General features: G+C 72.4%; 13 protein-coding genes. 11 read left to right on the top strand and 2 right to left on the bottom strand.

Annotated elements, in window-relative coordinates:
• Positions 1 to 2: 2 nt before the first annotated feature.
• Both ACH4PY_RS21300 and ACH4PY_RS21295 read right to left on the bottom strand, forming a co-directional pair.
• Entirely contained in the window at positions 3 to 1,361 is a 1,359-nt protein-coding gene (locus ACH4PY_RS21300) for a polysialyltransferase family glycosyltransferase (protein ID WP_398184932.1), read from the bottom strand.
• Positions 1,361 to 2,356 (bottom strand): glycosyltransferase family 2 protein, encoded by a 996-nt coding sequence (locus ACH4PY_RS21295; RefSeq protein WP_398184929.1) that lies wholly within the window; start codon positions 2,354 to 2,356, stop codon positions 1,361 to 1,363. Before ACH4PY_RS21295 ends, ACH4PY_RS21300 begins: the two co-directional genes overlap by 1 nt.
• Positions 2,357 to 2,542: 186 nt before the next feature.
• Here ACH4PY_RS21295 and ACH4PY_RS21290 point away from each other — a divergent pair, with 186 nt between their 5' ends.
• From ACH4PY_RS21290 to ACH4PY_RS21240, 11 genes are all read left to right on the top strand, one after another.
• A complete protein-coding gene (locus ACH4PY_RS21290; RefSeq protein ID WP_398184927.1) occupies positions 2,543 to 3,841 on the top strand; it encodes a DUF6716 putative glycosyltransferase in 1,299 nt (432 codons plus the stop codon).
• A 346-nt stretch (positions 3,842 to 4,187) separates the two neighbouring features.
• Positions 4,188 to 5,387, top strand: a complete 1,200-nt coding sequence (locus tag ACH4PY_RS21285; RefSeq protein ID WP_398184924.1) for a cytidylyltransferase domain-containing protein — start codon at positions 4,188 to 4,190, stop codon at positions 5,385 to 5,387.
• A gap of 51 nt (positions 5,388 to 5,438) precedes the next feature.
• On the top strand, positions 5,439 to 6,398 hold the full coding sequence (locus tag ACH4PY_RS21280; RefSeq protein ID WP_398184921.1) for an N-acetylneuraminate synthase family protein: 960 nt from the start codon (positions 5,439 to 5,441) through the stop codon (positions 6,396 to 6,398).
• 73 nt (positions 6,399 to 6,471) lie between these two features.
• On the top strand, positions 6,472 to 7,611 hold the full coding sequence (locus ACH4PY_RS21275; protein WP_398184918.1) for a hypothetical protein: 1,140 nt from the start codon (positions 6,472 to 6,474) through the stop codon (positions 7,609 to 7,611).
• Positions 7,612 to 7,853: 242 nt separating this feature from the next.
• Positions 7,854 to 9,392: a glycosyltransferase gene (locus ACH4PY_RS21270; protein WP_398184915.1), complete on the top strand. Its 1,539-nt coding sequence runs from the start codon at positions 7,854 to 7,856 to the stop codon at positions 9,390 to 9,392.
• A gap of 143 nt (positions 9,393 to 9,535) precedes the next feature.
• A complete protein-coding gene (locus tag ACH4PY_RS21265) occupies positions 9,536 to 10,720 on the top strand; it encodes a M20 family metallopeptidase (RefSeq protein WP_398184912.1) in 1,185 nt (394 codons plus the stop codon).
• Between the two features lie 154 nt (positions 10,721 to 10,874).
• Positions 10,875 to 11,957 carry a BMP family protein gene (locus ACH4PY_RS21260; RefSeq protein WP_398184909.1) on the top strand — a complete coding sequence of 361 codons (1,083 nt, stop codon included), beginning with the start codon at positions 10,875 to 10,877 and terminating at the stop codon, positions 11,955 to 11,957.
• 138 nt (positions 11,958 to 12,095) lie between these two features.
• Positions 12,096 to 13,697 (top strand): ABC transporter ATP-binding protein, encoded by a 1,602-nt coding sequence (locus tag ACH4PY_RS21255; RefSeq protein ID WP_398185832.1) that lies wholly within the window; start codon positions 12,096 to 12,098, stop codon positions 13,695 to 13,697.
• Positions 13,694 to 14,806, top strand: coding sequence for an ABC transporter permease (locus ACH4PY_RS21250; protein ID WP_398184906.1), 1,113 nt, complete (start codon positions 13,694 to 13,696; stop codon positions 14,804 to 14,806). Before ACH4PY_RS21255 ends, ACH4PY_RS21250 begins: the two co-directional genes overlap by 4 nt.
• Positions 14,803 to 16,089 (top strand): ABC transporter permease, encoded by a 1,287-nt coding sequence (locus ACH4PY_RS21245; protein ID WP_398184903.1) that lies wholly within the window; start codon positions 14,803 to 14,805, stop codon positions 16,087 to 16,089. Before ACH4PY_RS21250 ends, ACH4PY_RS21245 begins: the two co-directional genes overlap by 4 nt.
• Positions 16,086 to 16,523, top strand: a complete 438-nt coding sequence (locus ACH4PY_RS21240; protein WP_398184900.1) for a cytidine deaminase — start codon at positions 16,086 to 16,088, stop codon at positions 16,521 to 16,523. Before ACH4PY_RS21245 ends, ACH4PY_RS21240 begins: the two co-directional genes overlap by 4 nt.
• Positions 16,524 to 16,647 lie beyond the last annotated feature (124 nt).

Raw genomic sequence — 16,647 nt, 5'->3', positions numbered from 1 at the left:
CGTTAGGAGCGTGCCCTCTTGCGCAAGGCGCGTGCCCGGCGCGCCACGCGGCGGACGACGCGGTTGCGCGGGACGAACGAGAGCTTGGCCGGGACGCCTCCCGGCAGGCCCAGCGAGGTCAGGCGGCGGCGCTTGAAGTAGGGCCACGTCCGCTTCGTGAGGTTCGCGGCGAGCCATTGCGCCACCTCGTCCCGCAGGTGCGGGTACGCCGCGGACTGCATGCAGAAGCCGACCGCGCGGATCAGCGGGGTGAGGTCGGCGGCGACGGACTCCGGGGTGGGCGGGGTCCAGGACCGTACGGCCGCCGGGGCGGCGAGGTCGGGCAGCAGGGCATGGACGATCGTGACGGGCACCCGGTTGCTGTTCTGGTACGGCGAGAGCCGTTCGAGCAGCAGGTCCGTGCCGGTGCGGGCGACGGGGATGCCGTAGAGGGCGGACGCGGTGAGCAGCGCGGTGGAGAAGCAGCCGACGACGAGCGCGGGGCGGGCCTTCTGGTAGACGACCTCGGCCAGTACGGGCGTGTCGAGCACCGTCAGCCGGCAGCCGAGCCGTTCGGCCTCGGCGGCCAGCGGCTCGGTCCAGCTCGCGGGCGCGGTGGGGTGCGGCTTGAAGACGATGTCCTGGTGGCCGAGCGCGGCGGCGCCGCGCACCATCGCCAGGTGCAGTTCCTCCTCCTCGCGCACGCTGAGGATGCCGAGCGCGGACAGGTACTGGCCGAGCAGCAGCGCGGCGCCCTGCGGGAGGCCGGTGAGGGCGTCGTCGTCGGCGGAGGCCTCGGCGACCTCCTGGAGGACCTTGGTGAATTCGGCACCGGGCACGATCCGCGGCTCGACGCCGAACTCGCTGAGCAGCAGCGGCCGCAGGCCGGGCACGAGGTCGAGGTGCAGCAGCCGGTCGATGCGGGTGTCGACGAGCAGGCCGAGCTTGTTGCGCGTCGGGCCGTACGACATGAGGCCGTCGGCGTAGACGGTGATGGGCGCGCCGGTGAAGACCTGGGCGAAGGCCAGCGACGGCGGGACCTGGATGGACTCGACGACCAGCTCGACGTCGTCGTCCCCGAGGTCCCACAGCGCCCGCACGTACCGCTCCCACATGGGGATCTCGTTGACGCGCGGGGTCCAGCCGCCCGGGTGCAGCGGGCTGACGAAGGCGTTCCAGGAGACCAGCCGGTCGAAGCGGGAGCGCAGCGCGGCGAAGCCGGGCGCCTCGTCGAGGGCGGGCTGTGTCTCGGGCACGGAGGCGTTGTTGCTGACCACGAGGATGCGGCGGTCGGCGGGCGGGAGGGTGCCGGCGTCGATCGCGGCGGCGAGCGTCGCGGCCCCGTAGAGGGTGGACGCCATGAGCAGCTGGGTGGTGGCCATCACGCGGCCGCCGTTCCGTTGCCGGTGCTGCCGGATCCGCCGCCGGAGCGCCACCGCAACCGGCGGATTTTCGTGCTGCGTTCGATATCCATCGCGTCCAGGACCGCGTTGAGCGTATCGGCGGGGAGCCGGCCGAGAGCAGCGGCGCTCACCGACTTCAGACGGCGTGCGACGGCGGGCTCGAAGCGGTCTGTCTGTTCCAGGTGGAAAATGATGAGGGCGCAGAACTGCCGGATCGCTTTCGGCAGGTAGCGCTCGCCTTCGGGGTCCTTCGCGAGCATGTCGAAGACGAGTTCGCAGGAGCGGACGAAATCGAGTTGGCGCTCGTCGCCGATGCGGGTGAGCGACGTGGTCACATCACGCCGGTAATGCATCCCGAGCAGGCTCGCGACGCCCACGGACCCGGCATTGAGGTGCATCCGCCACGCCCACAGCCGGTCCTCGGCGGTGCGCAGCTCCTCGGGCATGCGCAGCAGGCCGTTGTCCACGGTGCGCCGGTGGTAGGCGCCGAAGGGCAGGTTGGGGTAGTCCACGAGCGAGGGCCGCTCGGCCGGCAGGATGCAGTCGCGCGGCGCGAGCACCGCGCCGCGGCGGCCGTGCGGGGCCCGGACGACCTCCCGGTTGGCGCCCGTGCACTTGACGTGGTCGGTGCGCAGGAAGTCGACGTCCAGCCGCTCCATGGCGTGCACGAGCTGGTCCAGATAGCCGGGCGCCATCCAGTCGTCGCCGTCCATGAAGGTCAGGTACGTGCCTTCGGAGGCCTCGATCCCGGCGTTGCGCAGGGCGGAGACACCGCCGTGGTCGCGTCGCAGGACGCGTGCGCCGGGCAGGGTCCGCGCCCCTTCTTCGAGCAGCTGCGGCGTCTGGTCCGAGGACCCGTCGTCCATCAGCAGGAACTCGTAATCCGGACGGTTGTTCGCACGCAGACTCTTGAGTGCGTCGGGCACGAATTGCTGCACGTTGTAGAACGTCACGATGACGGAGAGCTTGACCACCCGATGAATCCTATGGTCTTGCCGCGCGGGGTACTTGGCGACCGGGGAACGTTTGGGTAAACGGAAAATGTCCAACCGGTGATGCCGCTGATCGGAAGCCCTCCGTGCAAAGTAGCGGCATTCTGTTTACCTCCCGTTGTCCTTTGATTCGTCAATTCCACCCGCCCGCTTCCTACTGTCGGCGCTGTGCCAACACGTACGTCAGGCCCGCTGCGGGTCACTGTGATCGCCGATTCGGACACCCGGTGGAAATGGGGCGCGCTCGTGGCGCGCCGGATCGACCCGGACGCCCGGCTCGACGCGCGCCTGCTGCGTGGCCGCGCCACCCCCACGCCCCGCCAGCTCGCCGAACTCGGCATCCCCGCCGACACGATGGTCGAGCGCACCGCCGCGGAGATCCTCGCCGAGACCAGCGCCGACACCTGCGACGTCGTCGTCGTCTCCTGCGTCGGCGGCACCTGCCAGGCGCTGCTGCACGGCTTCAACCACGCCTGGGCGGGCCGCTCCCGGCGCCCCGTCGTCGTGACCGGATACGTCGGCGTCGTCTACGAGAAGCTCGCCGACGGCCTGCTGCTGCGGGCCGGCGCCGACGTCGTCCTGGCCAACAGCGCCGACGACGCCCGCCGTTTCCGCGACGTCTACGCGGGCGTCGGCCACCGCACCGGCAGCATCGTCGAGACCGCGCTGCCCTTCCTCGGCGGCGACCGCTACAAACCCGACGGGACGCGGCCCTTCACCGTCACCTTCGCCGTCCAGCCGTCCGTGCCCGACAGCCGCAAGGACCGGCTGCACCTGCTGCGCCGCGCCGTCGCCCACGCCCGGCTGCACCCGCGCCGCGACGTGCTCGTCAAGCTGCGCAGCAAACCCGGCGAACACACCACCCACATCGAGGAGCAGCCCTACCAGAAGCTGGTGGCCGACCTCGATCCGCCGGACAACCTGCGCCTGGTCTACGGCAACATGGCCGAGGTCCTGGACCGCACCGACCTGCTCGTGACGGTCAGTTCGACCGCCGCGCTCGAATCGCTGCACCGCGGCATACCCACGGCGGTGCTCACCGACCTCGGCATCCGCGAGTCCCTCGGCAACCACCACTTCCTCGGCTCCGGCTGCTACGCCTCGTGGGACGAGCTGGACGACGGGCACCTGCCGCGGGCGTCCGCGGAATGGACGTCCACGCACGGGGTCGACGGCGCCGCGCCGTACGCGGCCCTGCGCGGCCGGGTCGCCGCCCTCCTGGAGGAGGAGTCCCTCCCCCCGCTGGAGCCGTACTACACGCTGCGCACCGCGCCGGGTTACCTTCCCGGCGTCCTCGCCCGGCACGGCCTGGACCCCACCGGCGAGCCCGTCGCGGGCTTCGCCCCGCGCGAGGCGGGGCCCGTGCGGGCGGCGGTGCGCGAGTTCGTCCGCAACTCCGCGCGCACTGCCTACCGGCAGGGGGTTCAGCGGGTAGCCCCCGCCATCCGCCGCTGGGGGCAGCTGTGACCTCACTACTGCGTAGGGCGGTGGGGCGCGCCCCGGGGCCGCGGCTGCGCCGCCGGGCGAGCGTTTTTCAGGGGCGCGAGGAACTGCGCGAGCAACCCACCACCGGCCGGTGGTCCGGGAACGACAGCGACTGCCCCTTCGGGCCGGTGACTACCCGCGCCACCGTCGTGGCTGAGCGCGCAGTTCCCCGCGCCCCTGAAAACGCTCGCCCGGCGGCGTCGAGGCGCCCTGAAAACGCTCGCCCGGCGGCGTCGAGGCGCCCTCGAAACGCTCGCCCGGCGGGGGCGGGATGCCCCGAGAACGCAAGCCCGTGCGGCACGCACACCCTCACGACAGGAGTCACCTCATGAGCACCGAGCGGAGCGTTCTCGCCGTCATCCCCGCGCGCGGCGGCTCGAAGGGGGTGCCCGGGAAGAACCTCGCTCCGGTCGGCGGCGTGCCCCTCATCGCCCGGGCGGTCGAGGCGTGCCGCCGGGCCCGCCGGGTCACCGGCGTGGTCGTGTCGACCGACGACCCCTCGATCGCCGAGGCCGCCCGTACCGCCGGTGCCGACGTCGTGCTGCGCCCGCCCGCGATCGCCGGGGACACCGCGACGAGCGAGGCCGCGGTGCTGCACGCGATGGACGCGTACGAGGCGATGACCTCCGCGGAGCCGGGCAGCACCGAGGTGGTGCTGCTCGTGCAGTGCACCAGCCCGTTCGTCACGGCGGAGGAGATCGACGGCGTCGTGGCCGCGGTCACCGAGGGCGGCGCCGACACCGCGCACACCGTCGCGCCCTTCCACGGCTTCATCTGGCGCGAGGGCGCGGACGAGGGCGCCTCCGCGTACGGCGTGAACCACGACAAGGCCACCCGTCCCCGCCGCCAGGACCGCCCGCAGGACCTGCTGGAGACGGGGACGGCGTACGCGATGCGCGCGGCCGGCTTCCGCGCCGCGGGCCACCGTTTCTTCGGGCGTACCGCGCTGGTGCGCACCGACCCCGCGAAGGTGCTGGAGATCGACGAGCCCGCCGATCTCGCGCGCGCCCGCGCCCTGGCCCCGCTGCTCGATCCGACGGCGGCCATCCCGACCTGCGACGACGTCGACGCGGTCGTACTGGACTTCGACGGCACCCAGACCGACGACCGGGTGCTGATCGATGCGGACGGACATGAGGCCGTCACCGTGCACCGCGGTGACGGGCTCGGGATCGCGGCCCTGCGCCGCGCGGGACTCCCCGTGCTCATCCTGTCCACCGAGACCAACCCGGTCGTCGCCGCACGGGCGCGCAAGCTCAACGTGCCCGTCCTGCACGGCATCGACCGCAAGGACCTCGCGCTCAAGCAGTGGTGCGAGGAGAACGGCATCGCGCCCGAGCGGGTGCTCTACGCCGGCAACGACGTCAACGACCTGCCGTGCTTCGGCCTGGTCGGCTGGCCGGTGGCCGTCGCGGGAGCGCACGACGTCGTACGGGCCGCCGCCCGTGCGATCACCACGGCCGAGGGCGGCCACGGCGCGATCCGCGAGATCGCCGCATGGCTCCTCGGTCCCACTCTGGCCCGCTGACCCGGCCACCACACCCCTGATCCAGTCCCGAAACCCCCTAAGGAACCACCCGTGAACTCTCCTCTCGCTTCCCTCCCGGCCAACCTCCGCAAGGTCGGCTCGCGCCACATCGGCAACGGCCAGCCCGTGTACATCACCGGCGAGATCGGCATCAACCACAACGGCGACCTGGAGAACGCGTTCGCGCTGATCGACGCGGCCGTGGCCGCGGGCTGCGACGCCGTCAAGTTCCAGAAGCGGACGCCGGAGATCTGCACCCCGCGCGACCAGTGGGACATCGAGCGCGACACCCCCTGGGGCCGGATGACGTACATCGACTACCGCCACCGCGTGGAGTTCGACGAGGCCGGTTACCGGGCGATCGACGAGTACTGCCGCAAGCGCGGCATCGACTGGTTCGCGTCCCCGTGGGACGTCGAGTCGGTCGCCTTCCTGGAGCAGTACGACGTGCCCGCGCACAAGGTCGCGTCCGCGTGCCTGACCGACGACGACCTGCTGCGCGCGCTGCGCGCGACCGGCCGCACGGTGATCCTGTCCACCGGCATGTCCACGCCCCGCCAGATCCGGCACGCGGTGGAGGTGCTCGGCAGCGACAACATCGTGCTCTGCCACGCCACCTCGACCTACCCGGCCAAGCACGAGGAGCTCAACCTGCGGATGATCAACACCCTGCAGACCGAGTACCCGAACGTGCCCGTCGGCTACAGCGGCCACGAGGTCGGCCTGCAGACCACGCTGGCCGCGGTCGCGCTCGGCGCCGTCTTCGTCGAGCGGCACATCACCCTGGACCGCGCCATGTGGGGCTCCGACCAGGCCGCGTCCGTCGAGTCGCAGGGCCTGGAGCGGCTCGTCCGCGACATCCGCATCATCGAGACCTCGCTCGGCGACGGCGTCAAGAAGGTCTACGACGGCGAGCTGGGCCCGATGAAGAAGCTGCGCCGCATCGCCGGTGTCGTCGCCCAGGCGGAGGCGGCCGAGGAGGCCGGGGCCGACGCCACCGCGTCCGTCTGACGCGCGGCCGAGCGCCCACGACAGAGCACCCAGAGCACCGAGCGAGCACCGAGGACACGAGGACTTCGAGGACATGGACGAGTCGAGGACGACCGCCACCCCCGCCTCCGCCGGCCGCGCCCCCGCGCCCCATCCGGGCCACGGGACGGTCGCACTGGTCGAGTCACCCGTGCAGCTGCTCAACGTCCTGGAGTGGGCGCACATACAGCCCGGCATCCCCGCCGCCCGGGAGGGCGACGGCGGCGGCACGGAATCCGGTACGGCGGTACGCGGGCGCGTGCCCGTCACCGTCGTCGTGCTCTCGCCCGCCGACCCCACCAGCCGCGGGCAGCTGCGGCGGATGGCGGAACTCGCCCGCGACGAGGGCCTGGCCGTGCGCTGGTTCGAGGCCCGCGGCAACCGCGGCGGGCTGCTGCGCACGGCAATCGCGCTCGCGCCCACGCTGCTGCGGGTACGGCGGCTCGTCATCGGCGACCCCTTCTCGCGGCTCGTGCAGGTGCTGCTGCCGCTGTGCCGGGCGAAGGAACTGACCGTCGTCGACGACGGCACCGCCACGATGGAGTTCACCGCCATCCTCGAACGCGGCGGGCGGCTCGTGCGCTGGCACCGCAGCGGACGGCGCCGCTCGCCCGTCGAGGCGGCCTTCGGCGTCTTCGCGTCCGCCGCGCGGCGCCGCCTCACGCCGGGCGGGCGGCGGCGCGTCGAGCTGTTCAGCGCGATGCCCGCCACGCTGCCCGCCGGGATGACCCGCACCGTCAACGCCTTCGCCTGGACCCGCGGCCGCTTCGGTCCGCCGCACGTGCTCGCCGGGACGGACCTCATCGGGACGTCGCTCGTCGAGACCGGCGTCGTCGACCCCGAGCACTACCTCGCGGTCGTCGCGGACCTCGCGGCGCGGCACGGTGCGAAGCGGTATTTCGCGCACCGCAAGGAGGCGCAGGACAAGCTGCACCGGCTCGCCGCGGAGACGGGGCTGGAGATCGTGCGGCCCGACCTCCCGCTCGAACTCGTCGCCCGGCGCGGGCCCGCGGGGCGGGTGATCCTCTCCTTCCCGTCGACCGTCGTCCACACGCTGCCTCTCGTGCTGGCGGGCACGGGGGTGGACCTGCAGGTCGTCGACATCGACCCCGCCTGGCTCACGCCTGCGGCGGGCGACCGGGCGCACACGTTCCTCTCCGCGATCGCCTCCTCGGCGAAGTCGCCCGCGACCTAGAACGAGTGCCCTCACCCGCAACGCCCGCCGTCCGCACGGCAACAAACCGGGGGCGCGGGGAACCGCGCGCTCAGCCCCCACCGGGGAAAAGGAACCGCCACCGCGCGCGGCAGTCCATGGGGCGGGCCCCGGGGGAGTTCGCCCCCGCGTAAGGGGGGCGTAACCTCGTGATCAACTCCGTAGGACAAGGTGCGGGAATGGCGGGATCTTTACGCGGGCCCGGGTCGGCGGACGTTCGGCCCATGACGGAGGAACCGTCGGAGCCCACCCTCACAGGCAGGCGCAGCGTCAGGCTGGCTGTCGTGACGAGCGGCGGGGTGGACGGGGACTCGCGGGCCCTGCGGGTGGCGGCCGCGGCGCGCGGCGCGGGGTACCACGTGACGCTGGTGGGCCAGGCGCCCGCCACCGTGCGGCTGCCCGGGGTGGAGGTCCGGCAGGTCACCGTGCCGGGGGTGCTCGGCAACCACCGGGTGCGGCGGCCGCGGCCGGGGCTGCGCTGGCCGCTGGCGTACCGGAGCGCGGGCGCGTACGACCACCGCACGGTGCGGCTCGCGGCGGCCCGGCAGATGCTGATGACGCGCGCGGCGGAGCTGGTCGTGGTGCACCGCCCGCTGCCGCTGCTCGCGCTGGCCCGCTGCGGGCACACCGTGGCGTGGGTGCGGTACGGGGTGCGGGCGGGCTGGACGCGGATGCGCGCGGCGCAGTACGTGGCGGCGGTGCGGCGGCGGCGCAGTCCGGACGCGCGGCTGGACAACCTCATGACGGACGTGGCCCGGCTGGTGCTGGGCCGCAGGGCGTGGCGGCGGCTGGATCCGTCGCTGCTGGACGAGGAGGTCGCGTACGGGCCGGTGCTGGATTCGGTGCGCCCGCACCTGATCCACGCGCTGGGCCACCGCGCGCTGGGCGTGGCGATCCGGGCGGCGCTGCGCGCGGAGGGTTCGGGCCACCGGATCGAGGTGGTGTGGGACGCCCCGTCGCGTACGCCCGCGGCCTCCCGCCGGGCGAACGTCGCGGCGGACGCGCACGAGCGCACGTTCGCGGGGGAGGCGGACGGGGTCGTCACGGTCGGCCAGGGGCTGGCGCGCGAGCTGCGGGCCCGGCACCGGCTGGCGGCGACCCCGGCGGTGGTGCGCAACGCCCCGCCGCTGGCGGAGGGCCCGGCGGCGCATCCGAGCGGGGTGCGGGACCGCTGCCGGCTGGCGGCCGACGTGCCGCTGCTGGTGCACACGGGCCCGGTGGCCCCGGACCGCGGGCACGCGATCGTGGTCGAGGCGCTGCCGAAGCTGTACGACCTGCACGCGGCCTTCGTCGTCCCGGACCCGGAGCACCCGGCCCTGGCGCCGCTGCTGGACCGGGCGGCGCAGTTGGGCGTGCACGGGCGGCTGCACGTCCTGCCGTACGTGCCGGTCGCGGAGATCCCGGCGTTCCTGGCGACGGCGGACATCGGCGTGCTGCCGGTCCACAAGCTCCCGCACCACCAGCCGGTGCTGGCCACCCGCTACTTCGAGTACGCCCACGCCCGGCTGCCGGTGGTGGTGAGCGATGTGCGGGCGATGGCCGCGGCCACTCTCGAACTCGGCAACGGCGAGGTCTTCCGCTCCGGCGACACCGCGGACTTCGTGCGGGCGGTCGGCGCGGTCCTGACCAACCCGCGCCGCTACCGCAAGGCGTACGACCGGGTGGACGTGCTGCGCGAGTGGTCGTGGCAGACCGAGTCGGCGCCGCTGCTGGACCTGTACGCCCGGCTGCTGGGCCCCTTGGCGCGGAGAGCGGGAGGGTAGCCCCACCCCGTAACCCAAAAGGGTGGTCATACCCTCGCCGATGCCCGGGTATGCGCCGATCGGGCGACTTTTTCTCGGCCAGGGGCCCCGGATTTTGCCCGATCGGCCCGGCCGCGGGGCCCGGTGGGCCTACCCTGACTGAGGTGAACGAATCACCCTCAGCGCCGTCCGGTGCGCTGTCCGAAGAATTGCGCGACGAGCTCATCGCCTTCCGCCGGGATCTGCACCGGCATCCGGAGCTGAGTCGCCAGGAGTTCAGGACCACCGAGAAGGTCCGGGCCAGGCTGGAGGCGGCGGGGCTGCGGCCGCGCGTGCTGCCCGGCGGGACGGGTCTGGTGTGCGACATCGGTCCCGACCGGCCCGGCGGGCGGCTGGCGCTGCGGGCCGATCTGGACGCCCTTCCGGTGGCCGACCTCAAGGCCGTGCCGTACCGCTCGACCGCCGAGGGGCGGGCGCACGCGTGCGGGCACGACGTGCACACCACCGTCCTGCTCGGCAGCGGGCTGGTGCTCGCCGAGCTGGAGCGGCAGGGGAAGCTGCCGCGCCCGGTGCGGCTGGTGTTCCAGGCCGCCGAGGAGGTCATGCCCGGCGGGGCGATCGACGCGGTGAAGGCCGGGGCGCTGGAGGGCGTCGAGCGGATCTTCGCGGTCCACTGCGACCCGAAGGTGGAGGTCGGCCGGATCGGCCTGCGGCAGGGCGCGATCACCTCGGCCGCCGACAAGCTGCTGCTGGCGCTGGACGGTCCTGGCGGGCACAGCGCCCGGCCGCACCTGACGACGGACCTGGTCATGGCCGCGGCCAAGCTCGCGACCGAGCTGCCGATGGTGCTGACCCGGCGGGTGGATCCGCGCGCGGGCCTGAGCATCGTGTGGGGCCGTATCCAGGCCGGGCACGCCGCGAACGTCATCCCGCAGCACGCGGAGCTGGAGGGCACCGTGCGCTGCCTTGACCTGGCGGCGTGGCACGACGCCCCGGACCTGGTGCACGAGGTGATCGACCAGGTCGCCTCGATGTACCGGGCCAAGGTCGAGATCACCTACCAGCGCGGGGTGCCGCCCACCGTCAACGAACCGGCCTCGACCGAGATGCTGCGGGACGCGATGACCGCGCGGTACGGTCTGCACGCGGTGGAGGACACCGAGCAGAGCCTCGGCGGGGAGGACTTCGCGTGGTATCTGGAGCAGGTTCCCGGAGCGCTCGCCCGGCTCGGGGTGCGGTCGCCCGGCGACACCGCGACCCACGATCTGCACCAGGGCGACTTCGACGCGGACGAGGGTGCGATCGACGTCGGTGTGAACCTCTTCACAGGGGTTGTGCTGCTGGCCTGACAGGGTGTGAAGCCCCGGTCACCGGGGCTTCACCCGGCGGAAATGCGTCGATCCGATAACGGGCCTTCATTCGGTCTTTACCTGACATCTACGCGCGTTAAGCTCCCGCGTAGCCAGCGCCGGACGGGGCGCGACACAACCGAAGGGGACCCTCTTGCGCCGGGTATCCAAGATCGCTGCCGCGGGTGTGGCCACCGCGGCTCTCGCGCTGTCCGTGGCCGCGTGCGGAAGCAGCACGACGGACGACAACAGCTCGTCGAGCAGCAGCAGCTCCAGCGGCGGCAGCAGCAGCTCCGGCGGTGCCAAGTCCAAGGGCGTCGGCATCGCGTACGACGTCGGCGGCCGTGGTGACCACTCCTTCAACGACTCGGCGGCACGCGGCCTGGACAAGGCCGACAAGGAGCTGAGTCTGGAGTCGAAGGAGCTGACCGCCGCCAACGGTGAGACCGACTCCGACCGCGAGCAGCGCCTGGACTCGATGGCCGCCGCGGGCTACAACCCGGTCATCGCGGTCGGCTACACCTACGGCCCGGCGCTGACGAAGATCGCGAAGAAGTACCCCAACACGACCTTCGGCATCGTCGACTCCGTCGTGGACCTGCCCAACGTCGACAGCATGGTCTTCGCGACCGAGCAGTCCTCGTACCTGGCGGGCGTCGCGGCCGCGCTGAAGACCAAGAGCGGCAAGGTCGGCTTCATCGGCGGCGTGCAGAACGCGCTGATCGGCACCTTCGACGCGGGCTTCGCCCAGGGCGTCAAGGACACCAAGCCGAACGTCCAGGTCACCCGCGAGTACCTGTACAAGAACGACCCGCGCGGCTTCAACGACGCCGCCTCCGCGGCCGGCAAGGCGCAGGGCATGCTCGACAAGGGCATCGACGTCATCTACACCGCGGCCGGCCTGTCCGGTGACGGCTCGATCCAGAAGGTCGCGGGCAAGTCCGGCGCCTGGGCGATCGGCGTCGACTCCGACCAGTACCAGGACCCGGCGCTGGCCAAGTACCAGAAGTCGATCCTCACCTCGGCGATCAAGAACGTCGACGTGGCGGTCTACGACCTGATCAACTCGGTCGACAAGGACAAGAAGCCGAAGGTCGGCACCAACACCTACGACCTCAAGAACGACGGCGTGTCGCTGGCCACCTCGGGCAACTTCATCGCCGACATCCAGACCCAGCTGGACGCGGCGAAGCAGAAGATCGTCTCCGGCCAGGTGAAGGTCAGCTCGACCCCGTGACCTGCGGCCCTACCGGCGAGCCGGTGAGCCGGTAAGACCAGTGAGGCCCGGCGGGGGCTGCTCCGGCAGCCCCTCCGGGCCTCGGCCGCGCGTCAGTTCCACCACTGCCCCGAGCCTTTCCCCCGAGGAGAGTGCGCCATCAACGCGTCCACGAGTCCCCCCGCACCCCCCGCCGTCGAACTGCGCGGCATCACCAAGCGGTTCCCCGGTGTCGTCGCCAACCACGACATCGACATCACCGTCCGCAGCGGCACCGTGCACGCCCTCGTGGGCGAGAACGGCGCCGGCAAGTCCACCCTGATGAAGATCCTCTACGGCATGCAGAAGCCGGACGAGGGCACCATCGCGATCAACGGCGAGGCCGCGGACTTCCGCGACCCGGGCGACGCCATCGCCCGCGGCATCGGCATGGTCCACCAGCACTTCATGCTCGCCGACAACCTCACGGTGCTGGAGAACGTCGTCCTCGGCAGCGAGAAGGCGTACGGCATCGGCGGGCGCGCCCGCGCGCGCATCAGGGAGATATCCGACGCGTACGGGCTCGGCGTGCGGCCGGACGCCCTTGTGGAGGACCTGGGCGTGGCCGACCGGCAGCGCGTGGAGATCCTCAAGGTCCTCTACCGCGGTGCCCGCATCCTCATCCTCGACGAGCCCACCGCGGTGCTCGTCCCGCAGGAGGTCGAGGCGCTCTTCGAGAACCTGCGGGAGCTGAAGTCCGAGGGCCTGACGGTCATCTTCATCTCGCACAAGCTCGGCGAGGTGCTGTCGGTCGCGGACGCGATCACCGTCATCCGCCGCGGCACCACGGTCGGCGACGCCGACCCGAAGGCCACCACCGCCCGGCAGCTCGCCGAGCTGATGGTCGGCAGCGAGCTGCCGTCGCCGGAGACCCGCGAGTCGACCGTCACCGACGAGCCGATGCTCACGGTGGAGGGCCTGCGGCTCGCCGAGACCGACTCCGACGGTGTCGAGCGCATCGTCCTGGACGGCATCGGCTTCACCATCCACAAGGGCGAGGTCCTCGGCATCGCCGGTGTCGAGGGCAACGGGCAGGCCGAACTCGTCGAGGCCGTCATGGGCATGCGGCCGGCGGACGCCGGCACGCTCACCCTGGACGGCCGCGACATCACCCGCGTGCCCACCCGGGCCCGCCGCGAGGACGGCATCGGCTACATCCCCGAGGACCGGCACCGGCACGGCCTGCTGCTGGAAGCCCCGCTGTGGGAGAACCGCATCCTCGGCCATGTCACCGAGCGCCCCAACTCCCGCGGTCTGCTCATCGACCCGGGCGCGGCGCGCCGCGACACCGAGCGGATCGTGCGCGAGTTCGACGTGCGCACCCCCGGTATCGAGGTCACGGCCGCGTCGCTGTCCGGCGGCAACCAGCAGAAGCTGATCGTCGGCCGCGAGATGAGCCACCTGCCCAAGCTGCTGATCGCCGCGCACCCGACCCGGGGCGTGGACGTCGGCGCGCAGGCGCAGATCTGGGACCAGATCCGGGCCGCCCGCCGCGAGGGTCTCGCGGTGCTGCTGATCTCCGCGGACCTGGACGAGCTGATCGGCCTGTCCGACACGCTGCGGGTCATCTACCGCGGCCGCCTCGTCGCGGACGCCGACCCGGCGACGATCACCCCGGAGGAGCTGGGCTCGGCCATGACCGGCGCCGCCGCGGGCCATCTGGAACACGAACCCGCGGGGGATCCGGACGTACCGAAGCAGGCCGGGGGAGAGGACCGATGAAGAAGTTCGACAAGGACCGGGTGCTGCTGGGCCTGGCCGCCCCCGTGCTCGCCGTGCTCGGCGGCCTGGTCGTCACCGCACTGGTGCTGCTGGCCAGCGGCAAGGAGCCGTTCCACGCCTTCCATCTGATGATGACCTACGGCGGCAAGTCCGACAGCCAGGTCTACATCCTCAACAAGGCGACCCCGTACTACCTGTCGGGTCTCGCGGTGGCCATCGGCTTCCGGATGAACCTGTTCAACATCGGTGTCGACGGGCAGTACCGCCTGGCGGCCTTCTTCGCCGCCGCCGTCGGCGGGGCGATGTCGATCCCCGGTGTCATCCAGATCCCGGTCATCGTGCTGACCGCCATGGCCGTCGGCGCCGCGTGGGCCGCCATCGCCGGTGTGCTGAAGGTGACCCGCGGGGTCAGCGAGGTCATCTCGACGATCATGCTCAACTCGATCGCGGGCATCGTCATCGGCTACTTCCTGCAGGACGGCCGGCTGGGCGTGACCAACAAGCAGTCGCTGAGCACCAGCACCAAGCCGCTGCCGTCGGGCAGCCACCTGTTCAACTTCACCACCCAGACCGACCCGGTCTACGGCTTCATCGTCTTCGCCGGGCTCGCGGGCGTCGTGTACTGGTTCGTGCTGTCGCGCACCCGCTTCGGCTTCGACCTGCGCGCCGTCGGCCGCTCGGAGTCCGCCGCGCAGGCCGGCGGCGTCAACGTCAAGAAGATGGTCGTCATCAGCATGGTGCTGTCCGGCGCGATGGCCGGTCTCGTCGGCATGGCGACGCTGCTCAACGACGCCCACCAGTACAGCACCGAATTCCCGACCGGCATCGGCTTCACCGGTATCGCGGTCGCCCTGCTCGGCCGCAACAACCCGATCGGCATCGCCATCGGCGCCCTGCTGTGGGCCTTCCTGGAGCGTGCCTCCAACGGCCTGGAGTTCGAGGGCTACGACAAGGAGATCGTCGGCGTCATCCAGGGCGCGATCGTGCTCGCCGTCGTCATCGCCTACGAGCTGGTCCGCCGCTACGGCCTGACCCGGCAGCAACGCCAAGTCGGCGCGGAACTCGCCGCCGCAGGCACCCCGACCAAGCAGCAGGAGGTGACGGCATGAGCGCCACCGCCGTTGAGACCCCGCCGCCCGCGGCGCCGCGCGCGCCCGGTGCCAAGCCCGGCCGCCGCCGGCTGTCCGCGCCCGTGCTGCTGCTCGTCATCGCCGCGGCGATCGTCGTGGTGTCCGCGGTGCGCGCCATCGCCGGCGCGGACGACGTCACGTCCTCCGGCCAGATCGCGGGAACGCTCACCGGCGCCGTACCGATCGCCCTCGCCGGGCTCGGCGGCCTGTGGGCGGAGCGGGCCGGTGTCGTCAACATCGGCCTCGAAGGCATGATGATCCTCGGCACCTTCTTCGGTGCCTGGGCCGGCTGGGCGATGAACCCGTGGATGGGCGTGGTCGCCGGTGTGCTCGGCGGCATGGCGGGCGGCCTGGTGCACGCGGTCGTCACCGTCACCTTCGGCGTCGACCACATCATCGCCGGTGTCGCGATGAACATCCTGGCCGCGGGCGTCACGGCGTACATGGCCAAGCGGATCTTCAACGTCGGCAAGGCCGCGACCGAGGGCGGCACGCCCAAGCAGTCGCCGCCGATGGAGGACATGAAGTCCTTCACCGTGCCGGGCCTGTCGCACTGGCTCTCCACCCTGGAGAAGCACCACTGGTTCGTGGTGTCCGACCTCGCGGGTGTCCTCGGCGGCCTCGTCACCCGGATCTCCTCGCTGACGCTGCTGACCGTGGTGCTCTTCGTCGCGACCTTCTTCGTGCTGTGGCGCACGTCCTTCGGCCTGCGGCTGCGCTCGTGCGGCGAGAACCCGGTGGCCGCGGAGTCGCTGGGCGTCAACGTCTACTTCTACAAGTACGTCGCCGTCATCGTCTCCGGCGGCCTCGCCGGGCTCGGCGGCTTCTTCCTGTCGGTCGGTACGCACTTCTACCTCGAAGGCCAGACCAGCGGCCGCGGCTACATCGGCCTCGCCGCGATGATCTTCGGCAACTGGCGGCCCGGCGGGCTCGCCATGGGCGCGGGCCTGTTCGGCTACACCGACAGCCTCCAGCTGCGCAGCGGCACGGACTCCGTGCACGCGCTGCTCCTGCTGCTCGCGGTGCTGCTGCTGGCCATGGCGGTGTGGAAGTACCTCCGCAAGGCGTACGTGTCGGCGGGCTTCGCGCTCGGTTTCGCCGTGCTGCTGGCAGTGTGGTACATGACCACCGACTCCGTCCCCTCCGAGGTCGTGCAGGCCTCGCCGTACGTCGCCACGCTGCTGGTGATGGGCCTGTTCGCGCAGCGGCTGCGCATGCCGAAGGCGGACGGGCAGCCGTACCGGAAGGGGCAGGGCGGATGAGCCCGGACAGCAGCGCGTGCAGTGACTCCGGCGTCTCCGGCGTCTGCGACGTCGACTGGAAGGCGCTGCGCGCCGCCGCCCGGGAGGTCATGGAGAAGGCCTACGCGCCCTACTCCGGCTACCCGGTCGGCGCCGCGGCGCTCGTCGACGACGGGCGCACCGTCGTCGGCTGCAACGTCGAGAACGCCGCCTACGGGGTCGCGCTGTGCGCCGAGTGCGGCCTGATTTCCGCGCTGCACGCCAGCGGCGGCGGCCGGCTCACCGCCTTCGCGTGCGTCGACCGCCGCGGCGAGCCCCTCATGCCGTGCGGGCGCTGCCGCCAGCTGCTGTGGGAGAACGGCGGCCCCGCACTGCTCGTCGACACCGCGGCCGGGGTGCGCCCGATGAGCGAGATCCTCCCCGACGCCTTCGGCGCCGACGACCTCGGCCGGTAAGGCCCGTCCGCGGGTCGGCGCGGGCGCGGCCCTGCCCGGACGGCGCGCCGCGGCACGTCGGGGCGGCCCGCCGCACGGGCCGTCCCGCGCCGGGCGCGCGGCCCCGCCCGGCCCCGGGCCGCCC

Origin of the sequence: Streptomyces sp. NPDC021224 (assembly GCF_044332905.1) — a bacterium.
Taxonomy (GTDB): domain Bacteria; phylum Actinomycetota; class Actinomycetes; order Streptomycetales; family Streptomycetaceae; genus Actinacidiphila.
The sequence above is the reverse complement of the archived record's forward strand: the minus strand, read 5'-3'. Positions and strand labels throughout refer to the sequence as shown.